The organism is Algoriphagus faecimaris, assembly GCF_900101705.1.
Lineage (GTDB): Bacteria > Bacteroidota > Bacteroidia > Cytophagales > Cyclobacteriaceae > Algoriphagus > Algoriphagus faecimaris.
The window spans coordinates 23,358-43,731 of sequence record NZ_FNAC01000020.1 but is presented as its reverse complement, the minus strand read 5'-3'; the positions used below and the strand labels follow the sequence as shown (position 1 = coordinate 43,731).

Below are 20,374 nucleotides of genomic sequence, written 5' to 3'. Positions count from 1 at the left end.
ATTCCTTCCTTCCTTTGTCAGACAAGGCTATATTTGCGGCTTCAATTTGATAGAAAACATGAATTCATTTATAGAAGAACTACGCTGGAGAGGAATGCTCCAAGATATGACCCCCGAACTAAGTGAACACCTGGAAAAAGGGATGGCTTCTGCTTATCTTGGTTTTGACCCTACAGCTGACTCTTTACATATTGGTCATTTGGTTGGGGTAATGACACTCCTACACTTCCAAAGAGCAGGACACAAACCCTTTGCATTGGTTGGAGGAGCCACAGGGATGATTGGAGATCCTTCCTTTAAATCTGCTGAACGAAATCTTTTGGATAAAGCAACATTGGATCATAATGTGGCTTCCATCCAAAAACAACTCTCTAAATTCCTTGATTTCTCCGGGGGCACCCAAAACCGAGCAGAGCTCGTGAACAACTACGACTGGATGTCTCAGTTTTCATTTTTGGAGTTTATCCGAGATGTCGGAAAACACATTACGGTCAACTACATGATGGCCAAAGACAGTGTCAAGAGAAGGCTAGAAGATGGAAACGGACTTTCCTTTACTGAATTTTCCTATCAATTGATTCAGGGTTATGACTTTTACCATCTTTGGAAAAATCAAAACTGCAGCATTCAGCTGGGAGGATCTGATCAATGGGGTAATATTGTGACAGGTACTGAACTGATCCGTAGAATGGGCGGTGGTAGCGCTTATGCACTGACCGTTCCTCTAATTACCAAAGCAGATGGGACTAAATTTGGAAAGACGGAAGGAGGATCGGTTTGGCTAGACCCTGAAAAAACCTCCCCATATGCCTTCTACCAGTTTTGGCTTAATGTATCTGATGAGGATGCTTCTAAATACATCCGGATTTTCACGATTCTGGATCAGGATACGATTGAAAACTTAGAAAAAGAGCATCAGGCCGCTCCGCATCTAAGAATCCTACAGAAGGAAATTGCCAAGCAAGTCACCATCATGGTACACAGCCAATCTGACTATGAGATGGCTGTGAAAGCTTCTGAGATTTTATTTGGCAAATCCTCTACAGAAGATTTAGCTTCTTTGGATGAGCGAACTTTCCTCCAAGTCTTTGAGGGTGTTCCCCAAGTAAAAATACCAAAAACCGAATATGATAACCTGGAGACTGTGCTCGATCTATTTGGTGATTTGACTCAGGGCGTCATTTTCTCTTCCAAAGGCGAAGCGAGGAAAATGATCCAAGGTGGTGGTGTCAGTATCAATAAGGAAAAATTGATTGATTTTGCGGCAGCTCCTACTCGTCATTTGCTTCAGGATAAATACCTACTGGTCCAAAAGGGCAAAAAAAATTATTTTATCGTTGAGGTAATTTAAAAGACTGAAAAGCAGATAAAAAAGGCTCTCAAGTTTACTTCAGAGCCTTTTTTGATACTTGTATCTCAGTTTTTGAATACAGGTTAAAATTATTTTTTGAACCAAGTTTAATATATTTGGAAGTAAGGATGAAAACAAAACATGGCAAAAGATAAAAATAAAGAGAAGCTAATACTAGATGCGGCAATTGCCACTTTTACAAGCAAGGGCTACCATTCCACACGGATGGAAGACATTGCCAAAACAGCTAAAATAAGTAAAGGACTAACCTACTTTTATTACAAAAATAAGGAAGACCTATATATGGCTATGACCAAAAAGGCTTTTGAGCTTTTTAAGGATGAATTTAAAGAAGTCTATCGGAACAAAAATCGTCCTGGTCTCGAAATGGTTGTGGACTTAGTGGACCGGATAATTGATTTCGCAAAGAATCATCAAGCCTTGTACGACTCCATTATTAATTTTTTGGATCTGATGAAAAAATACAATTCCGAAACAGAGCGAGAAAGCATAGATCCCCTTATTTTGGAAAGTGTACATTTTCAAAAACTTCTAGAGGTACAGCATGATCCTGCCAAAATCGGTGTAATGATCGTCAGTATTGGAATCAAAGACGGGAGTATCCGGCCAGAACTACAGCCCGAAATCACCTTTTATACGATTTGGAGCTTGATGGTAGGTTATGACAAAATGAGAGGTCCTGTAGAATATGAGGCAAAAGAAACTAAGATCAGCCCTGAGAACTGGAGGCCTGGTTTTATTAAACTCATCAAAGACATGCTGAAAGGAACCATACAAGCTACTAGACCGGCAACTGTTCAAACCAGCTTATTTTAGAAAAGAAAATCACATAAAAGGAAAAGGCTAGTTCGAACTAGCCTTTTCCTTTTATCAATTTTTAATGCACATTCCCCATCATCCTTTTGATCACAGGCTTAAGCAGGAAGAGTACAAGCGCAGAACCGATCACAGTATAAACAATCAGCATGTATTGATCAGGCATTCGGGCAAGTGCTTCATCTGTGCCCCCACTGGCTTCCCCTGCAATCAAACCTGCAAAGAGATTTCCTAAAGAAACGGAAAGGAACCATATCCCCATCATCTGACCGGCATATCCCTTTGGTGCAAGTTTGGTTACCAAAGAAAGGCCCACCGGTGACAAGCTAAGCTCACCAAAGGTATGAAGCATATAAGTCATCAAAAGCCAAGTAGGAGCTGCTAAATCACCTGAGGCTGCAATTTTTGCTGCGAAATACATCACAAAAAAACCTAAGCCTAAAAGCAAAAGTCCGAAGGTAAACTTCAAAGGAGAACTTGGCTCCAAATTTTTCCGCCCAAGCCATACCCACATGCCTCCAAATATCGGTGCAAAAATGATAATAAACATTGAGTTAATGGACTGAAAATATCCCGTCGGTATTTCGAAACCCAATACCCTCTTATCTGTAAAACGCTCTGCAAATAGGTTTAAAGTAGAGCCCGCCTGTTCAAAACCAGACCAAAACATAGCCGAGAAAAGAAACAAAATGGCAATCACTCCTACTTTATTTCTATCAGAGGTACTCAAGCCCCCAAAAACAATCACATAACCTAAATAGCCAAAAGCCACCAAGGCAATCACTGATCCTGAAGCACCTGCTATTGCAGATACATTGATAGGAATAATTCCTGTAAATAAGACCCCTACCATCACAGCAGCGCCTATACCTATCCAAGTGACCATAGAGCGTAGCTTGTTTTGTTTGACTCGTTCGGTTTCTTCCAATACCACAGGAGCATCACCATAGCCCTCGAGAGAGCTACCTGTTAGTTTATATTGTATCAAGCCTAGTACCATTCCCAAGCCTGCCAAGCCGAAGCCCAAATGCCAGTCATATTCTGCCAGAGTGCTACAAGCAATCGGCGCGATTAATGCGCCCAAATTGATTCCCATATAGAAAATCGAAAAACCAGCATCGCGCTTGGAACTACCCTCTGGATAGAGTTGCCCGACGATTGAGCTGATATTTGGCTTAAGCAAACCCGTACCCAAAACGATCAAAATCAAACCTAGAAAAAACGAATTGGTATCAAGTGCAGTAAGACCGGTCTTATCGGCATAGTTGCCACTGCTGAAAATCCCAGGAAGTGCCATGGTAAAATGACCCAAGGCAATGATTATCCCTCCATACCAAACGGATTTTTTCAATCCAAATAATCTATCCGCAAGCCATCCTCCAGGAAGTGCGAGTAGGTAAACCCCCATGGTATAAAGACCATAAATGGCTCCAGAAGTCTTATCATCAAAGCCCAATCCTCCTTCTGTAATCGCTGCCGTCATAAATAATATGAGCAAAGCTCGCATACCATAATAACTGAATCGTTCCCACATTTCTGTGAAAAACAGGGTCATAAGACCTTTTGGGTGGCCAAAAATCACAGGCCCTTCAAATTCGGGATTATTAGGAGTTTCCAAAGATGTGTAGAATTAAGATTTATAAATTTTACAATGATAAAAGAATTTGTGATTTGTTTCCAAGAGAATTTGAACTCTTGGGTAGATTTATTTTATAAGAAAACAGGACTTTTTTTCTGCCAAAGAAGGTAAAACACAAAAGAAATTTGGAGGAACCAAATAATCAATGGTTTTTTCTTCGAAATCGATTGAGCGCGCAAATTTTAGCGTTTTTTTATTTTGATTTCAATCCAAATACCTAATTTTGGGGAGACAATTTTCAGTTTGTAAACCCAATATTTTATGCAGGATCTAGCTCTGGAAACCCAGACCTCTCCTTTGGACTTTTTATCGCTAAAAACAAGTGGTAAAGTCCATTTTAATCTCAGTCCAGCTGAATTAATAGAGCATTCTCTGGATAGAAAAGAAGGCGCCCTCACTTCTTCTGGCGCTTTGATGGCTGATACCGGTAAGTTTACCGGTAGATCACCCAAAGATCGCTACATCGTCAAGGATGCCAAAACCACTGATGCGGTGTGGTGGGGAGATATCAATATTCCTTTTGAAGAGGAAAAGTTTGATCAGCTTTTGGAGAAGATGAAGGTCTTTCTTTCAGAAAAAGACCTATTTGTTCGGGATGCCTTTGCCGGTGCAGATCCCGAGCATCGTTTAAATATCAGAGTCATCAATACTTGGGCCTGGCACAATCTTTTTTGTAACAACATGTTCCTTCGTCCGGACGAAGATGAACTAGCCAATTTCCAGCAAGACTTTACCATAATATGTGCTCCTGGATTTGAAGCTGACCCTGCTGTAGATGGTACTAAGAATCCGAATTTTGCGATTATCAATCTGAGCAAACGCATGATTCTAATTGGAGGGACAGGATACGCAGGTGAAATGAAAAAAGGTATTTTCTCAGTACTTAATTTCATCCTTCCCCACGAAAAAAATATTCTTTCCATGCACTGCTCTGCCAACGTTGGAAAGAAAGGCGACACGGCCATCTTTTTTGGGCTTTCTGGAACCGGAAAAACCACGCTATCAGCCGATCCAAAGAGGTCTTTGATCGGAGACGATGAGCACGGCTGGACAGAAAAAGGAGTGTTTAATTTCGAAGGAGGTTGCTATGCAAAGGTGATTGACCTCAGCAGAAACAAAGAACCTGAAATCTGGGACGCGATTAAGTTTGGTGCTATCGTAGAAAATACCCGATTTAAGGAAGGCAGCAGAGAGGTAGATTTTGCCAATAAATCCGTGACTGAAAACACAAGGACCGCCTACCCTATTCATTTTATTCCCAACGCCCTGGAAAAATCCATGGCAGGAATCCCTAAAAACATTTTCTTCTTAACAGCGGATGCATTTGGAGTCATCCCTCCGATTTCACGTCTAAACAAAGGGCAAGCCATGTACCATTTTATTTCTGGTTATACAGCTAAAGTAGCCGGTACTGAAATGGGAGTGACAGAACCTAAATTAACCTTCTCAGCCTGCTTTGGAGCTGCATTTCTACCACTTCATCCGACGGCCTACGCCACTCTATTTGGTGAAGCAATGGAAAAAAATGATACCAATGTTTGGCTGATCAATACCGGCTGGACAGGAGGTCCTTATGGTGTAGGTTCAAGAATGAAGTTGGCCTACACGCGAGCGATGATTACCGCCGCACTTGAAGGACAATTGGATAAAGTGGATTATAAGACCCATCGATTCTTTGGATTTCAAGTTCCACAGACTTGCCCTGATGTGCCTGCAGAAGTCTTAAATCCAAGAACAACTTGGGAGAAAACAGAGGACTATGATAATCAGGCTTCTGCACTTGCTTCCTCTTTTATTCAAAACTTCAAACAGTTTGAAGATTTTGCTTCTGAAGCCATTTTAGAGGGAGCCCCTACTCCTTGAAAATACTAACCCAAATGTAACCTAAAGCCTACTCGACTTGAGTAGGCTTTTTTTGTACTCAAACGAGTAGAAATTTACATAGAAATGATACAATCAAAATGAAATTTTGAAGAATTTCTGATCAAATAAGATTCTATAAAGGATTGTATTAAAAAAACAAGAGAGGAAAACGGACTTAATCTACTTTAAATCCAATTCATCGGTTATTTTTGTCTTCTTTTGAATTAAATCTGAAATAAATAGAATATGAAAACTGCTGAAATCATCACCGAAAAAGGAACCATGAAGGTGGAGTTTTTTGAAAAAGACACTCCTAATACCGTGAAAAACTTTGTAGATCTTTCTGAAAAAGGGTTTTACGATGGTCTTACTTTTCATAGAGTAATCCCAAATTTTGTGATTCAAGGTGGATGTCCTAAAGGTGATGGCACTGGAGGACCAGGTTATAAAATTGATTGTGAACTTACAGGAGAAAATCAATACCATGAAAAAGGGGTACTTTCCATGGCACATGCCGGCCGAAATACAGGAGGATCCCAGTTTTTCATCTGTCACAACAGAGAGAATACACAACACCTAGATCGAAAACATACAGCCTTTGGTAAAGTAGTAGAGGGATTAGAGGTCATCGATCAAATCCGTCCCGGCGATAAAATCGAAAAAATTGTAATTTCAGAATCCTAAATTCTTTGGGTTCTGATTGAAAAGCGAGTACAATTGGGTATTCGCTTTTTTTTGGTTTATACTCAAAACGATGGAATTGGAATAGTTATTGAAACAGGAGGTTTTTCAATAACTAATTTATGAAAAAACTGATCCCCATCCTGTTATCTATTTTTATCTCATCCAGCACTTTTGCTCAGCACTACGGAAATGCTTTGGGCTTGAGGCTGGGAAACAGTAATCTAAATAGGACCGTGGGATTAAGTTATCAGCACAGAATCCAAAAAAATATTACACTCGAGGGAATACTGCAGTCTGATTTTGCCAGAAATACGACCGCTCACCTTCTCATAGAGCAGCATCGCCCCATCTTATCTAAAAGGTTAAACTACTACTATGGAACCGGACTTTCTCTGGGAAGTGAGGAAAGTTTTTTGAAAAATGAACAGAACAAAACCATTGTCCATACTTATGGAAACTCCACTGTGGGAGTGGATTTTATTCTGGGGCTGGAGTTTACAGTGCTCAAAACCGTGGTATCCTTCGATTACAAGCCCAATGTGAATTTGACAGGCAGGTCGGAGTTTTTTAGAGGCCAAGCAGGATTTACGGCTCGTATGGTAATTACCAAAAGCAAAGAACAAAAAAGAAAACAAAGACAAAAAGCGAAAGCAAAGCGTAAGGCATCCGGAGAAAGTTTTTCGGATCGTTTCAACTCACTTTTTAAACCTTCTAACTAGGACTGTATCGTCTCTCTGAATTTTTTTTCGTGGATTTCAGCATGTTTGACAATCTGCCTGTACCAAATCAATCTCAATTCATGCTTTTCCTCCTCCGTCAAATAAAAATTAGTATGCTGACTTGGCTTGACTTTATTAACCAAGTTAAATAAAAATATAGAAGCTGATACAGAAATGTTAAAGCTTTCGGTGAACCCAAGCATAGGAATGTGAACCAATCCGACTGCTTTAGACTTTACCTCCTCGCTGACCCCCTCATGTTCGTTTCCAAAGACCAAAGCTATTTTCTCATCAGCCGGTAGGTCATGTATAGAAATGGAATCTTGTGAAGGACTAGTTGCGAATACCTTATATCCATTTTGTCTAAGATTATCAAAGCAACTGCGGACAGCAGAGCCTTCCGGTTCAAAATACTTATGAATTGTCACCCAATCAGAGGCGCCGCGAGTGACGTAAGGATTGACTTTGTATTGGGTGGTTTTCTCTATGATATGCACATCCTGAATCCCAAAACAATCACAGGTTCGTAAAACGGCACTTGCATTATGAGGCTTATAAATATCTTCCAAAACTACAGTGAAGAATCGGGTCCGCTGATTAAGCACTTGCTCCATCAATTGCTTTTTATGCGGAGTGATGTATTGCCTGAAGTACTGCAGCAGACCTAATTCAATTTCCTTTTGATTGGAGGACATGATTTTGATTCAGAAGTTTTAGAATAATCCTAACTGTTCTTCATCGTCTTTATTGGGGCTTAAATCAATGGTGCTCCCCACCTCCAAGTCATCATCACTTTTGTCTGATTTGGCTTCAGTTTCAGTAGATTTAGCTTTTGACTTAGGTTCAATAAGAGATAAATCCTTTACCGTGTTGGTGCTCAGTTTATTTCCTATTGCTTTCCAGCCTTTCACATCAATCAGCATATCCAGGTCATAATCCACTGTTTCGATTTCCTTTCCTTTTTGAATTTGAACAGAAACCTGTGGTTGTTTATCTGTGGAGACCACTTTGAGATAGGAAGAGCGATGATCGGAGATGAAATTAAATTTTTTATTCATGGTCGTCGTTTCCACTAGAAAACGCTTCACATAAAAAGTCTTACTTCCACCATCATAGTAAACTGCAGAAACTACCTTCTCCGGATCAAATTTTTCAATCAGAAGTACCTCTGTCGGTTCGTACCTATTCGTCAATTCAAAATTGGTAAGTTCATAATCTCCAGATTTATAGCAAACCAAGATCTTATCTTCTCCTAAGAAATTTCCGATCAACTTACCCCTTTGATCAGTATTTAGTCTTCCTACAATTGGATCAAAATAAATATCCAAACCACCCAAGGTGGAAACGCCTTCCATTTTCAGCTGAATTTTACGAACAGGATACTTGGTCAGGATATTTCCTCCTGCTCCTCTCCCTTTGATTTCTATTGTCGCAAAATCAAAATCAAATACCTTCACTCTTGCTTTGGCACCTTGAGTCAGGTAAACGGTAATAATCTCTGCCTCTCCATTCGGGTTGGCTGATAAATAAAGGGCTTTAGAGCCTTTAGTTCCTTTGGTCAAGTCATATTCCTTGTCCCTAGTCACTCCACCGGGCTGAAAGCGCTTGACCATCGCCCGACCTGATGTTCCATCTAAATAAATCAGATTGAAGGTCAGGCGATCATCTGATTTGCGATAAATGCCAACATGGAGGATATCCTTACCCATAAAATTCTTCTCTTGAATCCTTGACACCATCATTTTACCATCCTTTCGGATGACGATGATATCATCCAAATCGGAGCAATCACAAACAAACTCATCTTTTTTCAAGCTCATTCCCACAAACCCATCGGTTCGATTGACATATAGCTTGGCATTATTTGCTGCCACTACACTCGCTTGAATGGTATCGAAAGCGCGGATTTCTGTTTTCCGCTCTTTACCCTTTCCGTACTTTTCCAGAAGGTTTGTGTAGTAATTGATCGAATATTCTGTAAGGTGCTTCAGATTATAATTAACCTCTTTCAGCTCTTCCTGAAGCCGGCGCATCAATTCATCTGCCTTGAACGTGTCAAACTTAGAAATTCGCTTGATCTTAATTTCAGTCAGACGGACCAGATCATCTTGGGTGATTTCACGATAAAAGTCAGGCTTATAAGGCTCCAATCCTGCGTCTATAGCTTGCAATACACCCTCCCAAGTGGTGCATTCTTCTATATCACGATAGATTTTATTTTCGATGAAGATCTTTTCTAGAGAAGAGAAGAGTAACTTCTCCATCAATTCTGCTTTTCGAATCTCCAACTCCTGCTTCAGCAAATTTTTAGTTTGCTTGGTGTTGTATTCCAGAATCTGATTAACCGTCAGGAATACCGGCTTATCTTCAATAATTACACAAGCATTTGGCGAGATAGAAATTTCACAATCCGTAAATGCATACAAAGCATCTATGGTCACATCCGGAGAAACTCCGGGAGCAAGATGGATTTGAATCTCCACATCCTTAGCCGTATTATCGACTACTTTTTTGATTTTGATTTTGCCTTTATCATTGGCTTTCAAAATCGAATCTATCAATGAATCGGTTGTAATCCCGTAAGGTATTTCTTTGATAATTAACACTTTGGAGTCCTGCTCTTCAATTCGAGCTCTAACCTTTACCTTTCCTCCTCTGAGCCCTTCATTGTACTCACTGAAATCCGCCAAACCTCCCAACATAAAATCAGGAAGGACATTAGTTTTATTTCCTTTTAAGATTTCTATCGATCCCTCGATGAGCTCGATAAAATTATGAGGAAGAATTTTGGTGGAAAGCCCCACAGCAATCCCTTCTACCCCTTGAGCAAGTAGCAGTGGAAATTTGACTGGCAGGGTGACCGGCTCCCTCTTCCTTCCGTCATAGGACAATTGCCAGTTGGTTGTTTGAGGATTGAAGACTACTTCCAGCGCAAATTTGGAGAGTCGAGCTTCAATGTATCTTGCAGCAGCTGCGGAGTCTCCTGTTCGGACATCTCCCCAGTTTCCTTGGGTTTCGATCAAGAGTTCTTTTTGACCCAGATTGACTATGGCATCTCCGATGGACTGATCTCCATGCGGGTGATATTGCATGGATTGCCCGATGATATTGGCGACCTTATTGAAGCGACCGTCATCCATCTCTTTCATGGCATGAAGAATACGTCGCTGAACAGGCTTCAGACCATCTTCAATAGCAGGAACAGCCCGCTCCAAAATCACATAAGAAGCATAGTCCAGAAACCAGTCCTTGTACATGCCAGTTACCGGCACAGAATCATGTAGACTTTGATCCGAATCTTCAGGTTTGTTTAGTTCTTCGCTCATTTAATTAAATCCACTTTTGATACAGATTGACCACCAAAAGGACAATCCCGACTGAAATCATATTACCGATTAGAAAGTAATCGTTTGATATTTTATTTTCTTCAGTTTTTATTTTTGTTCCTATTTTCAAAGCCCCGAATAATACTAATCCATGATAAATCCCGCTCAATAAAAAGAGACGCTCGATGATTCCATTCCACATAGGGCGATTTGATCCATTACTTCCCAAATAGAATTTTCTGACTCCTCGAAAAATAAAATAAGCCAAAATCTCAGAGACAATATGATACCACTAAAATTAAGAAACATCCTCACTGATTAATTTGACCAATCTTTTCCGTTTTTGATAGGACTTGAATGCCAAAGATTTGAACCTTCTCCAAATCAAAGAAACATCTTTTTCCATAGTTTTGGCAACCTGCTTGTAATCCTTGGTAAGGAAATAACCCGAAATAATGGCTCGGTCTTTCCATTTCCAACTTTGTTGCAATTCTAGGAAAAGATCTAAAGCTAGCTTCAATTCTTCTCGTCTAAGTACTTCGCCAATTATGACCACTCGATCTTCTTCTTCTTTTAATTCCGTCAGCGATTCTCTCACCTTCATAAGCCCACTCCCGATCATTCCATAGGCAATTTCCGAATTGATAGGAGTGGAAATCTCGCCATAACCCAGACTGTATCTTAGATTAACGGGACAGTTTAGACTCCACTTTTGCTCTTCAAGTTTAATCAGAATTTCGACTAATGCCTTCAGGTTTTTGACAACGCACTGAAACTCATCTCCCAAGGTAATGGTCAAGGGAGAAAGCAAATCATCAGCAAAATCCTGGTTGATCTGATCAATCAATTTTGCAAACTCCTGCTGGAGCAGAACAGCATTCTCCTTCCTGCTGTCTATTATATCCCCCATCAAAATCCAATTCAGCATACTTTTTGTCTTGATCTGAATTGTAATTTATTGTATATTTTTTACAATTTAAACATTTATTGTATTTTTTTTACAATGAATGATAGCATAATTTAGATTCAAGCGGCCTCTTCTTCTTCTTTTTTAGGATCATCCAAAGCCAAATCTTTTTCAATTTTTAGATTTTGAATGATGAAATTTTGACGATCAGGAGTGTTTTTACCCATATAGAAAGTCAATAAATCCACGATCTTAGTCTCTTTATTGAGAATGATAGGCTCCAAACGGATATCTTCACCGATGAAGGTTCCAAACTCTTCGGGTGAAATCTCACCCAAACCTTTGAAACGCGTAATCTCAGGCTTATTCCCTAGTTTGTGAATCGCACGCTGACGTTCCTCGTCTGAGTAGCAGTAGATAGTTTCTTTCTTATTTCTGACTCGGAAGAGCGGAGTATCCAGAATAAATAAATGACCATTTTTTACCAAATCCGGGAAAAACTGTAAGAAATAAGTCATGATCAGCAAGCGAATATGCATCCCATCTACATCAGCATCTGTAGCGATCACAATCTTTCGGTACCGCAAATTCTCGATCCCATCTTCAATATTAAGCGCATGCTGCAATAGATTAAATTCCTCATTTTCATACACCACCTTTTTGGTCATCCCAAAACAATTCAAAGGCTTTCCTCTTAGCGAAAATACCGCCTGAGTCTGCACATTTCTCGATTTGGTAATGGAACCCGAGGCTGAGTCTCCCTCGGTAAGAAAGAGCATGGTGTTGTTCTTTAGGTCTTCATTGGCTTTGGGATCATCGTAATGTACCCGACAGTCTCTCAGTTTCTTATTATGGAGATTGGCCTTTTTTGCCCTTTCGTTCGCTAATTTTTTGATACCAGAGATTTCCTTACGTTCCCGCTCGGATTGCAGTATCCTTTTGAGCAAGGCATCTGCCACAGCTGGATTTTTATGTAGATAATTATCCAGCTCTGTTTTGATGAAGTCATTGACAAAAGTTCGTAGCGTAGGACCCTCCGGCCCTACTGATTGTGAACCTAGTTTAGTCTTGGTTTGAGATTCAAACACAGGCTCTTGTACCCGCACAGCAATAGCTGCGACGACACTCTGACGAATGTCGGCTGCGTCATAATCTTTTTTGTAAAACTCCCTGACCGTTTTGACAATGGCCTCTCGGAAAGCTGCCAAGTGCGTACCTCCTTGAGTGGTATATTGTCCATTGACAAAGGAGTAATATTCCTCACCGTATTGATTGGAATGCGTAATCGCTACTTCAATATCATTCCCTTTCATATGAATGATAGGATAGCGAGCGCTATCTTCATCTACCTTATTAGAAAGTAAATCATACAAACCGCGATCCGAGAAAAACTTCTTGCCATTAAAATTGATCGTCAAGCCTGCATTCAAATAGGCATAATTCCAAATTTGATTTTCAAGGTATTCGGGGATAAAGTGATAGTTTTTAAAAATGCCGGCATCGGGAGTAAAAATCACCTTTGTCCCATTTCGATCTGAGCTTTTCTCTATTTTTCTATCCTCAAGCAGAATGCCCTTTTCGAATTCAGCCACTTTGGTTTCACCATCCCGATAAGACTGTACCTTGAAATAGTCAGAAAGTGCGTTGACTGCTTTGGTACCGACTCCATTGAGGCCTACTGATTTTTGAAAGGCTCCCGAATCGTATTTACCACCCGTATTAATTTTAGAGACACAGTCGATGACTTTTCCCAAAGGTATTCCCCGACCGTAATCTCTGATCTCCACTTTATGCTCAGATATTTTAACGTCAATGGTGCGGCCATAACCCATCATGTGCTCATCGATTGAGTTATCCAAAACCTCCTTGACCAAGACATAAATCCCGTCATCTTGAGCACTACCATCACCCAACTTCCCGATATACATCCCCGGTCTCAAACGGATATGTTCTCTCCAATCAAGCGATTTGATACTGTCTTCGGTATATTTTACTGTTTCTGCCATAGTCTTTTATCTCAAACTCCAGATTTCAATTGCTTTGCTTTTCCCACAAAAAGCACAAATAATCCCACGATCCAAACGACCAATAAAATAGGGATTAAATAAAAGAATACGCTGAAGGAGCTAGCCGAAATGCCTTCCTGATTATTGATAGCGTGAAAATAAAATGCCATAATACCTAAACTCACGTTTAGAACCCCTCCAAAAGAATAAAACCAGGTCAGAATGTAGTCCCTATACGGATCTCCGATAGGAAAAATTCGATGCATTTTTTGATGTGATTTGGTTTCCAGCGCTTTAGCTGGAAAAATGGCTATCGCATTCAAAACCATAAATACGCCTATCAACCCATAAAACAATAGATCTTTCCCTATTTTCTCTCCCCCATTTGCGCTTTCGGATAAGCTGTAAAGTACTTGATCACTCATCGCTGAGTAGAAATAAAGCAAAAGAAACAGGAAAATCAGAATACTGAAATAATAGAAGGTCTTTCCAAATCTGTAATACATAGCAACGGCGCGATTGAATGCGCTAATATAAAGGATTTGAGCAAACAGCGGTCCCAATTTTGAGTTTGGTATTCAGACATTATTTGTCACAAAAATTAAGCGAATGATAGTCAAGTATTAACAAAGCCAAGTAAGTACCCATAATTCAAAACAAGAATCCGGTCTCTGAAATTTAATCAATCACCTTAACCAAATTTAATGCTCTTGAAGCTTTTTAAATAGCTTGGAAGCATTTCATTTCAAATACACGCATATCAATCGACTTCCGTACCTTTGCGGCGCTGAATTACATATTTTATGAAAATTACACCTCTCTTAATTCTGATTTTGCTCGTTTTCCTAGGCAGTTGCTCTTCCAAATTGGATACAGGATCGATGAATATAGAAAATTGGAAAAGTGACCGCTATGGATGTAAAAGTCTAAGAATGGAGGACCTGGATGAACTTCAGCGGATCAAAAACAGCTTTTTGGGAGCTGATAATCAGGCCTTGATCAAGACTTTTGGTCGCCCTGACCGAGTGGAGTTGGTTGACAAAAGCCAGAGCTTTTTCTTTTACTACCTCGAGCCAAGTGATAATTGTGATGGAGTACAACTAGAAAAAGAACCCCTAAGAGTTCTTTTTCGAATGAATGCGATCAGTAAAGTTTCTGAGGTAACGATTACAACCCTGAACCCATAAAACAGAGAGCCGCAGCGCCAAGGGTACCTGCGTTGTTTTCTAAAGTTGCTTTTTTGAGTTTGAGGTCTTTGTTATAATAGTTGGTGAGATATTGTCTGATAGTTCGCTCCAAGGCTGGCATCATAAACTCTAGCCCAGCCGAAATCCCTCCTCCAAAGTGAACTTCTGTCACATCGAGGATTCTTACTGTAGAGACGATAGCTGAGCCCAAGATCACACCTACTTCTTCAAATACCATCAAGGCTACTTCATTGCCTTCTCTCGCAGTGGCAACCAAGAGATGCATCCCTAGTTCGGTTTCTTTTAAGCGACCTGCTTTTTCAGGGTATGCAGCAATCATTCGCTCCATAATATCCAAAATACCTCTGCGTCCTACCAAGGTCTCTAAACGGGCATTTCCTTTGGAAAGCATATGTCCCATTTCCATGGCATTGCCACGGGAGCCCTTGAAAATTTGTCCATCCAGTACCAAGGCACTTCCGATGCCTGTACCCATAGTAATGAATAGGAAATTATCTGCCGCATCCTCTTTACCAAAATAAAACTCTCCTATAGCAGCAGCAGCGGCGTCATTTTCCAAAAAGAATTCTTTTCCTGGATATTTTTTTTCTAGTCCTTCTTTGAGTTTGAAATTATTAAGACTTGGAATCGCAGGTATCTCCAATGGCGTGGTCCTATCCTTGCTAATCAGACCGGGAAGACCAATACCCACCTTTTCCACATGGGGATATTTTTGAAAATATTTTTCCAAACCTGCAATAAAAGCCACACCAAAACCTTCAGGATGATCCCTAAACGGGGTGGTATCTTCCTTTTCAAAATCTATTATTGTCCCGTTTTTATCTACGAGTCCGATTTTTAAGTGGGTGCCTCCCACGTCTACGCCTAAAAAGTGCGTCTCCATTTGTTCAGTCATATCATTGATAGGTTTGATATTCAAAAAAGCCAAAAAAATGTTTTACTTCCTATAATCTTTCCCAATCTGCTGGAAAATTTTGTGAACGGCAGGACAAACGAGGGTATTTTTCAAGCTTAGAGCCAAAATTCCATGAATATTTTTTCGATTGGTATGAGGATACTCCCGACAGGCCTTGGGTCTATCTTCATAGACTAGACATTTGTTGTCTGTTCCCAAAAAAGGACAAGGCGAACTATTCAAAACAAAATCCCCCTCCTCATCTCGATGCAAATATTCATCTAAAAATTCCGAGGATTTCATCCGGAACACTTTAGCCAGCCGATCTATATCAGTCTGCAAAAATATGGGACTGGTAGTTTTGCAGCAATTCGCACAATCCAAGCAATCCAACTCATCAAATACATCTTCATGAAGTTGGGCAAAGTCTTCATCGAGCTTTTTTGGTTTGACCCGTCGGAGTCGGTCTTTTAGTTTTTTATTGGCTGGAAAATCCGAAGTACTTTCTTGCTTAAATCGCAACAGATCCATGCCGCTATCTTTTTTTACCTCTGACATTTTACTTGGCCAGAACAATCCCCTCATCCACCAGATTAATCTCTCTTGCCTTATACAATTGACCAATGCATTGTTTAAAGTGCTTTTTGCTCATTCCAAGTACCTGCTTGATTTCTTCGGGATCAGACTTATCGTGAAGCTTTAAAAAACCCTTTTCCTTCAATAGACTCAAGATTTTCTCTGCGCCTTCTTCATATTTGACCCTTCCTGTGGGCAATAGCTGCAAGTCTATCTTACCATCATCCCTTCGCTTCTTGACGTAGAGCTTTCTTTGGCTACCTAGTTCTAAAGGCTCAAAAACTTCATTCGCATAAAGTAATCCTTCGTAACGATCTTCCAGCAAAACTTTATACCCCAAGTCCGTTTTGTCAAAGACCAAACCTTCGACTTCATTGCCTGGCTCGTAGTCTTTGGGCGCAGGATAGATAAAATCCCGGTGTTTGCTACTTCCTATAAGTCGGTTGGTTTTGTAATCTAGACAAACCCGCACCAAATATCTGCCACCCACTTCCATAGGTTTGCCCATTTCGGAATTGGGAACCAAAAGGTCTTTCAATAATCCCCAATCCATAAATGCTCCAAAAGAGGTGACTTCCTTAGCCTCCATCACTGCCCACTCATCGAGCAGGGCTACGGGGCGATTGGTAACTGCTACGGGTCGATCTTCACTATCTGTGTAGACAAAAACCTCAAGCACATCGCCCTCCTTCTCATCTCCGGACAGATAGCCCTGAGGAAGAAGCACTTCTTGGCCCTCCTCCAAGGCCAAGTAGGCCCCGAAGTCGGTAAATCTATTGATGGATAATCTGCTAACTAAACCTAATTCTTTCATAAAGTAAAGGTATGGATAAATCCAAAAAGCTATGGAGAAAAATCAGACAAACAATGACAGGAATCAGGATGTTAAAATTGGAAATCCTTGTCAGGAAAGGTAGTTTTGAATCTTCTAAGATCTTTCGTTCAGATAATTAGACCCAAATAAAACAGTTTTTCTATACTAAAACACTTAAAATGAAACATATAACAGTAATCGGCTCTGGAACTATGGGTAATGGCATTGCCCATGTTTTTGCTCAAAATGAATTTCAAGTATCCCTAGTAGATATCAAGGAGGAATTTTTGCAGAAAGCCTTAGCTACTATAGGTAAAAATCTCGATCGACAGGTAGGAAAAGGAATTTTGACTTTGGAGCAGAAAGAAGCTACCCTCGGAAGAATTAAAACGTTTACACAATTAGAAGAGGGAGTGAAGTCCGCAGATCTTATCGTAGAAGCTGCTACAGAAAACATGTCCATAAAGCTTGATCTTTTCAGACAGATTGATGATTTGGCTCCAAAGTCTGCGATTCTCGCTACTAATACTTCTTCTATTTCGATAACAAAAATTGCTGCAGTCACTAATAGACCTTCTCAAGTCATCGGGATGCACTTTATGAATCCTGTACCCGTGATGAAACTGGTAGAAGTCATCCGAGGATATGCTACCTCTGATGAAGTCACCAAGCAAATCATGGATTTATCCAAAGGACTGGGCAAGGTACCGGTGGAAGTCAACGACTATCCGGGCTTCGTCGCCAATCGGATTTTGATGCCGATGATCAATGAGGCAATCTATTCACTCTATGAAGGCGTGGCCGGTGTCGAAGAAATTGATACGGTGATGAAGCTAGGAATGGCACATCCGATGGGGCCTTTACAGTTGGCCGATTTTATAGGTTTGGATGTATGCCTTTCTATTTTGAAAGTACTTCACGATGGCTTTGGTAATCCAAAATACGCTCCTTGTCCTCTATTGGTCAATATGGTAGAAGCCGGATATAAGGGAGTAAAAACAGGAGAGGGATTCTATCATTATACTCCGGGATCTAAAGATTCGCAAGTAGCAGCGAGATTCAAAAAATAATTACAGCCTAATTTACAAATAATCATGCATCTAGCAGTATCCGGAAATATCGGTAGTGGGAAAACTACGCTTACAGAAAAACTGGCCAAGCACTACGGTTGGAAGGCCGAATTTGAAGCAGTAGATAATAATCCCTATTTGCCGGATTTTTATGAGGACATGAAGCGATGGGCTTTTCACCTACAGGTATATTTTCTGAATTCGCGCTACAATCAGATTCGAAAGATTCAAGACAATAATGAAAATACCATTCAGGATCGTACCATCTATGAGGACGCTTACATATTTGCAGCCAATCTCTATAAAAGCAAGCTCCTCACTGAGCGAGATTATTATAACTATAGAAGTCTATTTGATTCTATGATTCAGCATGTGAAGGCACCTGACTTACTCATATACCTCAAGGCTGATATTCCCAAACTAGTAGGACAAATCGAAAAGCGGGGAAGAACCTACGAGACCACAATGAGAATAGATTACTTAAAAAATCTGAATGCTCACTATGAGGAGTGGATTGGTAATTACAAGGAGGGAAAATTACTCATCGTAGATGTCAATCACTTAGACTTCGTTGAGCGATCAGAAGATTTTTCCTTTATCGTGGAAAAAATCGAAAGAGAAATATTCGGTTTATTTTCTTGATTGGCTAGTATAAAAACCAAAAAAACCAGTCCTATTTAGGGCTGGTTTTGTTTTTCTGTATCCTGTTCAATCTCCATCTTTCTTAATAGCCAGCGTAGCACCACCTTCCGCTGTTCCTCGGTGGGACTCATCAGCATTTGATCCAATCTTCTTAGGGCACCCGAGGTCATGATGGTTTCGTAAGGAGATATCCGAAAAATTTTGTAACCGTGAATTCTGGATTGAAGATCCACTTGCGCTTCATTGAAAGCACGAAGTTTCCACCCGGGGGAACCATTTCCTGTTAAATCTCCAATCTCCTCTGCCTCTCCAAAACATTGTGTGGCAATGGTCGGACCTTGCCAATGTCGAGCTTGCAGTCCTGCCTTCATACACTCCTTTTCATAGGTGCGGCAGAGTCGCTTGTGACTTTCTACAAAGGGAAAAGAAAAATCATCATAAAGTTCTGATCTAAAAGATTTTAATCTATATCTATTAAAACTTAACTCAAAATCAAATATCAGCAATGTTCTGTTGATTTTAAGATCAAATTTGAGTTTTTCCAACAGCGGATTTTTGCCAATTCCATCGAGATCCTCATAGATTTCTTGGAGCCAGGTTCTCCCCTTTTCATCCAAAAAATTTGGATTTACATCCAGATGAAAATTTTCTTCAAAAGCAATTTCTCCTTCTCTCAGACTGGAGAAAAGATTATTGATCAAGATTCCCGACATGAGGCTTAAATAGTTTCTCTTAGTATTTCCCAAGTATGGTCTGCCAGAAGCTTTACTTCAGCCACAAAGTGGGCAAAATCCTTCTTCCTACCCCACTCTTCAGGCGCAATCATACTGAGAAAATCACTTCCATCTTCCTTTTGATACAAGAAGTATTTATGATTGATCAAGGGTTCAAACCCAATAGATGCTTGATAAATTCGCTCAGAAACCTCTACTCTTGCTTTGATTTTTTTTGCCTGCTCAGCAAGCAACTGCATCTGATCGTAGATTTGTGACATTTGCATGTCCGTTTGCGACTGCATTGCCGCCACTGCCCTCCCAGTGATTTTCCCCTTGTCCTCAGGCTTCACTAGGGCGCTGCCAGAATGATGAGCATAGGGCAGCATCCCTGGGTTTTCAGTGGTTTTATCCTTCATTCGCTCGAGATCGAGCTGATCTATATCTATTTTTTTTCCTGTCATTGATCTTGTCCTGTACTGATGCGTTCTTTTAAATTTCCCTTTGAGCCCGGGAATGTCGTCCGCTGAGAGATATCGTAACCGATCCAAAGCATGATCAACATAAATATGACAAATAGCAAGAGAAATAGTTTTTTGTTCTTTTGCATGTGGATTTTTTTTAAAGCTTCACAAAATTAATCTATGTCCACAAAGACATCCTAATTTTGATTCAAATCTTAATTCTCTTAGATAGAAATAATGGTTTTTGAAAAATGTTTTTAATTTTAGAGAATGGAGCTGAATAATTTTTAACACCCGACTAAAAACTATGTATCAAATAATCAGTGAGCAGGCCATATACCAGTATTTTGGTGACGATGATCCGGAAATGATCCGGGAGATGATTCAAATCATTTTAGATACCAATATTCATGACTTGAAGGAATTGAAGGATTTTTACGCTCAAAATGATTTTAAAACCATTAAAAAAAGATGCCATAAGGCAAAACCTAGCATGAGCTATATTGGGGCCTTGAAAACACGAAAAATTCTGGAAGAAATCGAAGCCAATTTGGAAAACTCGGCGGAATTGAATGAGGATCTCCAGAAAGACATCAAAATTATCGAATCAGAACTTGCTCAATTTCTTGGTGCTCTAGCCTAATTGGCATCTAAACCCCA

22 protein-coding genes are annotated in these 20,374 nt (G+C 40.1%); 9 read left to right on the top strand and 13 right to left on the bottom strand.

What is annotated here, in order from left to right:
• Nucleotides 1–58: 58 nt before the first annotated feature.
• Nucleotides 59–1,351, top strand: coding sequence for a tyrosine--tRNA ligase (tyrS, locus tag BLQ57_RS11700; RefSeq protein ID WP_087939807.1), 1,293 nt, complete (start codon nucleotides 59–61; stop codon nucleotides 1,349–1,351).
• 141 nt (nucleotides 1,352–1,492) lie between these two features.
• Nucleotides 1,493–2,188, top strand: a complete 696-nt coding sequence (locus BLQ57_RS11695; RefSeq protein ID WP_087939808.1) for a TetR/AcrR family transcriptional regulator — start codon at nucleotides 1,493–1,495, stop codon at nucleotides 2,186–2,188.
• A gap of 61 nt (nucleotides 2,189–2,249) precedes the next feature.
• Here the strand turns inward: BLQ57_RS11695 and BLQ57_RS11690 are convergent, their stop codons facing one another.
• Nucleotides 2,250–3,743: a peptide MFS transporter gene (locus BLQ57_RS11690; protein ID WP_087939842.1), complete on the bottom strand. Its 1,494-nt coding sequence runs from the start codon at nucleotides 3,741–3,743 to the stop codon at nucleotides 2,250–2,252.
• A gap of 345 nt (nucleotides 3,744–4,088) precedes the next feature.
• Between BLQ57_RS11690 and pckA the strand changes: the two genes are divergently transcribed.
• The 3 genes from pckA to BLQ57_RS11675 all read left to right on the top strand — a co-directional run bounded on the left by pckA (nucleotide 4,089) and on the right by BLQ57_RS11675 (nucleotide 7,093).
• The gene (gene pckA, locus BLQ57_RS11685; RefSeq protein WP_087939809.1) at nucleotides 4,089–5,690 is read left to right on the top strand and encodes a phosphoenolpyruvate carboxykinase (ATP); all 1,602 of its coding nucleotides are present in this window, start codon (nucleotides 4,089–4,091) and stop codon (nucleotides 5,688–5,690) included.
• 246 nt (nucleotides 5,691–5,936) lie between these two features.
• The gene (locus tag BLQ57_RS11680; RefSeq protein ID WP_087939810.1) at nucleotides 5,937–6,374 is read left to right on the top strand and encodes a peptidylprolyl isomerase; all 438 of its coding nucleotides are present in this window, start codon (nucleotides 5,937–5,939) and stop codon (nucleotides 6,372–6,374) included.
• 119 nt (nucleotides 6,375–6,493) lie between these two features.
• Nucleotides 6,494–7,093, top strand: coding sequence for a hypothetical protein (locus tag BLQ57_RS11675; RefSeq protein WP_087939811.1), 600 nt, complete (start codon nucleotides 6,494–6,496; stop codon nucleotides 7,091–7,093).
• Here the strand turns inward: BLQ57_RS11675 and BLQ57_RS11670 are convergent.
• From BLQ57_RS11670 to BLQ57_RS11645, 6 genes are all read right to left on the bottom strand, one after another.
• Nucleotides 7,090–7,788, bottom strand: coding sequence for a TrmH family RNA methyltransferase (locus BLQ57_RS11670; protein ID WP_087939812.1), 699 nt, complete (start codon nucleotides 7,786–7,788; stop codon nucleotides 7,090–7,092). The genes BLQ57_RS11675 and BLQ57_RS11670 overlap by 4 nt on opposite strands.
• An 18-nt stretch (nucleotides 7,789–7,806) precedes the next feature.
• A complete protein-coding gene (locus BLQ57_RS11665; RefSeq protein WP_087939813.1) occupies nucleotides 7,807–10,419 on the bottom strand; it encodes a DNA gyrase/topoisomerase IV subunit A in 2,613 nt (870 codons plus the stop codon).
• 4 nt (nucleotides 10,420–10,423) lie between these two features.
• Entirely contained in the window at nucleotides 10,424–10,621 is a 198-nt protein-coding gene (locus BLQ57_RS11660) for a hypothetical protein (protein WP_139162718.1), read from the bottom strand.
• Nucleotides 10,622–10,717: 96 nt separating this feature from the next.
• A complete protein-coding gene (locus BLQ57_RS11655) occupies nucleotides 10,718–11,347 on the bottom strand; it encodes a SatD family protein (RefSeq protein WP_087939815.1) in 630 nt (209 codons plus the stop codon).
• Nucleotides 11,348–11,445: 98 nt separating this feature from the next.
• Nucleotides 11,446–13,332 carry a DNA topoisomerase IV subunit B gene (locus tag BLQ57_RS11650; protein ID WP_087939816.1) on the bottom strand — a complete coding sequence of 629 codons (1,887 nt, stop codon included), beginning with the start codon at nucleotides 13,330–13,332 and terminating at the stop codon, nucleotides 11,446–11,448.
• Nucleotides 13,333–13,343: 11 nt separating this feature from the next.
• A complete protein-coding gene (locus BLQ57_RS11645) occupies nucleotides 13,344–13,838 on the bottom strand; it encodes a DNA topoisomerase IV (protein WP_087939817.1) in 495 nt (164 codons plus the stop codon).
• Between the two features lie 297 nt (nucleotides 13,839–14,135).
• On the opposite strand from BLQ57_RS11645, the gene BLQ57_RS11640 reads away from it, so the two are divergent.
• Nucleotides 14,136–14,519 (top strand): hypothetical protein, encoded by a 384-nt coding sequence (locus BLQ57_RS11640; RefSeq protein WP_087939818.1) that lies wholly within the window; start codon nucleotides 14,136–14,138, stop codon nucleotides 14,517–14,519.
• On the opposite strand, the gene BLQ57_RS11635 is transcribed toward BLQ57_RS11640, so the two are convergent.
• The 3 genes from BLQ57_RS11635 to BLQ57_RS11625 are packed head-to-tail and all read right to left on the bottom strand — an operon-like array spanning nucleotide 14,500 to nucleotide 16,825.
• The gene (locus tag BLQ57_RS11635) at nucleotides 14,500–15,435 is read right to left on the bottom strand and encodes an ROK family protein (protein ID WP_087939843.1); all 936 of its coding nucleotides are present in this window, start codon (nucleotides 15,433–15,435) and stop codon (nucleotides 14,500–14,502) included. The two genes, BLQ57_RS11640 and BLQ57_RS11635, sit on opposite strands and share 20 nt — an antisense overlap.
• Before the next feature lie 42 nt (nucleotides 15,436–15,477).
• Nucleotides 15,478–15,966, bottom strand: a complete 489-nt coding sequence (locus BLQ57_RS11630) for a YkgJ family cysteine cluster protein (protein ID WP_087939844.1) — start codon at nucleotides 15,964–15,966, stop codon at nucleotides 15,478–15,480.
• A gap of 28 nt (nucleotides 15,967–15,994) precedes the next feature.
• A complete protein-coding gene (locus tag BLQ57_RS11625; protein WP_087939819.1) occupies nucleotides 15,995–16,825 on the bottom strand; it encodes a CvfB family protein in 831 nt (276 codons plus the stop codon).
• Nucleotides 16,826–17,004: 179 nt separating this feature from the next.
• Here BLQ57_RS11625 and BLQ57_RS11620 point away from each other — a divergent pair, with 179 nt between their 5' ends.
• Both BLQ57_RS11620 and BLQ57_RS11615 read left to right on the top strand, forming a co-directional pair.
• Nucleotides 17,005–17,895, top strand: coding sequence for a 3-hydroxybutyryl-CoA dehydrogenase (locus BLQ57_RS11620; protein ID WP_087939820.1), 891 nt, complete (start codon nucleotides 17,005–17,007; stop codon nucleotides 17,893–17,895).
• 24 nt (nucleotides 17,896–17,919) lie between these two features.
• Nucleotides 17,920–18,537, top strand: coding sequence for a deoxynucleoside kinase (locus tag BLQ57_RS11615; protein WP_087939821.1), 618 nt, complete (start codon nucleotides 17,920–17,922; stop codon nucleotides 18,535–18,537).
• Between the two features lie 35 nt (nucleotides 18,538–18,572).
• On the opposite strand, the gene BLQ57_RS11610 is transcribed toward BLQ57_RS11615, so the two are convergent.
• Genes BLQ57_RS11610 through BLQ57_RS21155 form a run of 3 tightly spaced genes read right to left on the bottom strand, consistent with a single transcriptional unit; the run spans nucleotide 18,573 to nucleotide 19,860 of the window.
• Nucleotides 18,573–19,250, bottom strand: coding sequence for a DUF7255 family protein (locus tag BLQ57_RS11610; protein WP_087939822.1), 678 nt, complete (start codon nucleotides 19,248–19,250; stop codon nucleotides 18,573–18,575).
• A gap of 5 nt (nucleotides 19,251–19,255) precedes the next feature.
• A complete protein-coding gene (locus tag BLQ57_RS11605) occupies nucleotides 19,256–19,714 on the bottom strand; it encodes a DUF2452 domain-containing protein (protein ID WP_087939823.1) in 459 nt (152 codons plus the stop codon).
• The gene (locus BLQ57_RS21155) at nucleotides 19,711–19,860 is read right to left on the bottom strand and encodes a hypothetical protein (protein ID WP_169712751.1); all 150 of its coding nucleotides are present in this window, start codon (nucleotides 19,858–19,860) and stop codon (nucleotides 19,711–19,713) included. Before BLQ57_RS21155 ends, BLQ57_RS11605 begins: the two co-directional genes overlap by 4 nt.
• Before the next feature lie 161 nt (nucleotides 19,861–20,021).
• Between BLQ57_RS21155 and BLQ57_RS11600 the strand changes: the two genes are divergently transcribed.
• Complete coding sequence (locus BLQ57_RS11600; RefSeq protein ID WP_087939824.1) at nucleotides 20,022–20,357, top strand: Hpt domain-containing protein; 336 nt, start codon at nucleotides 20,022–20,024, stop codon at nucleotides 20,355–20,357.
• Nucleotides 20,358–20,374 lie beyond the last annotated feature (17 nt).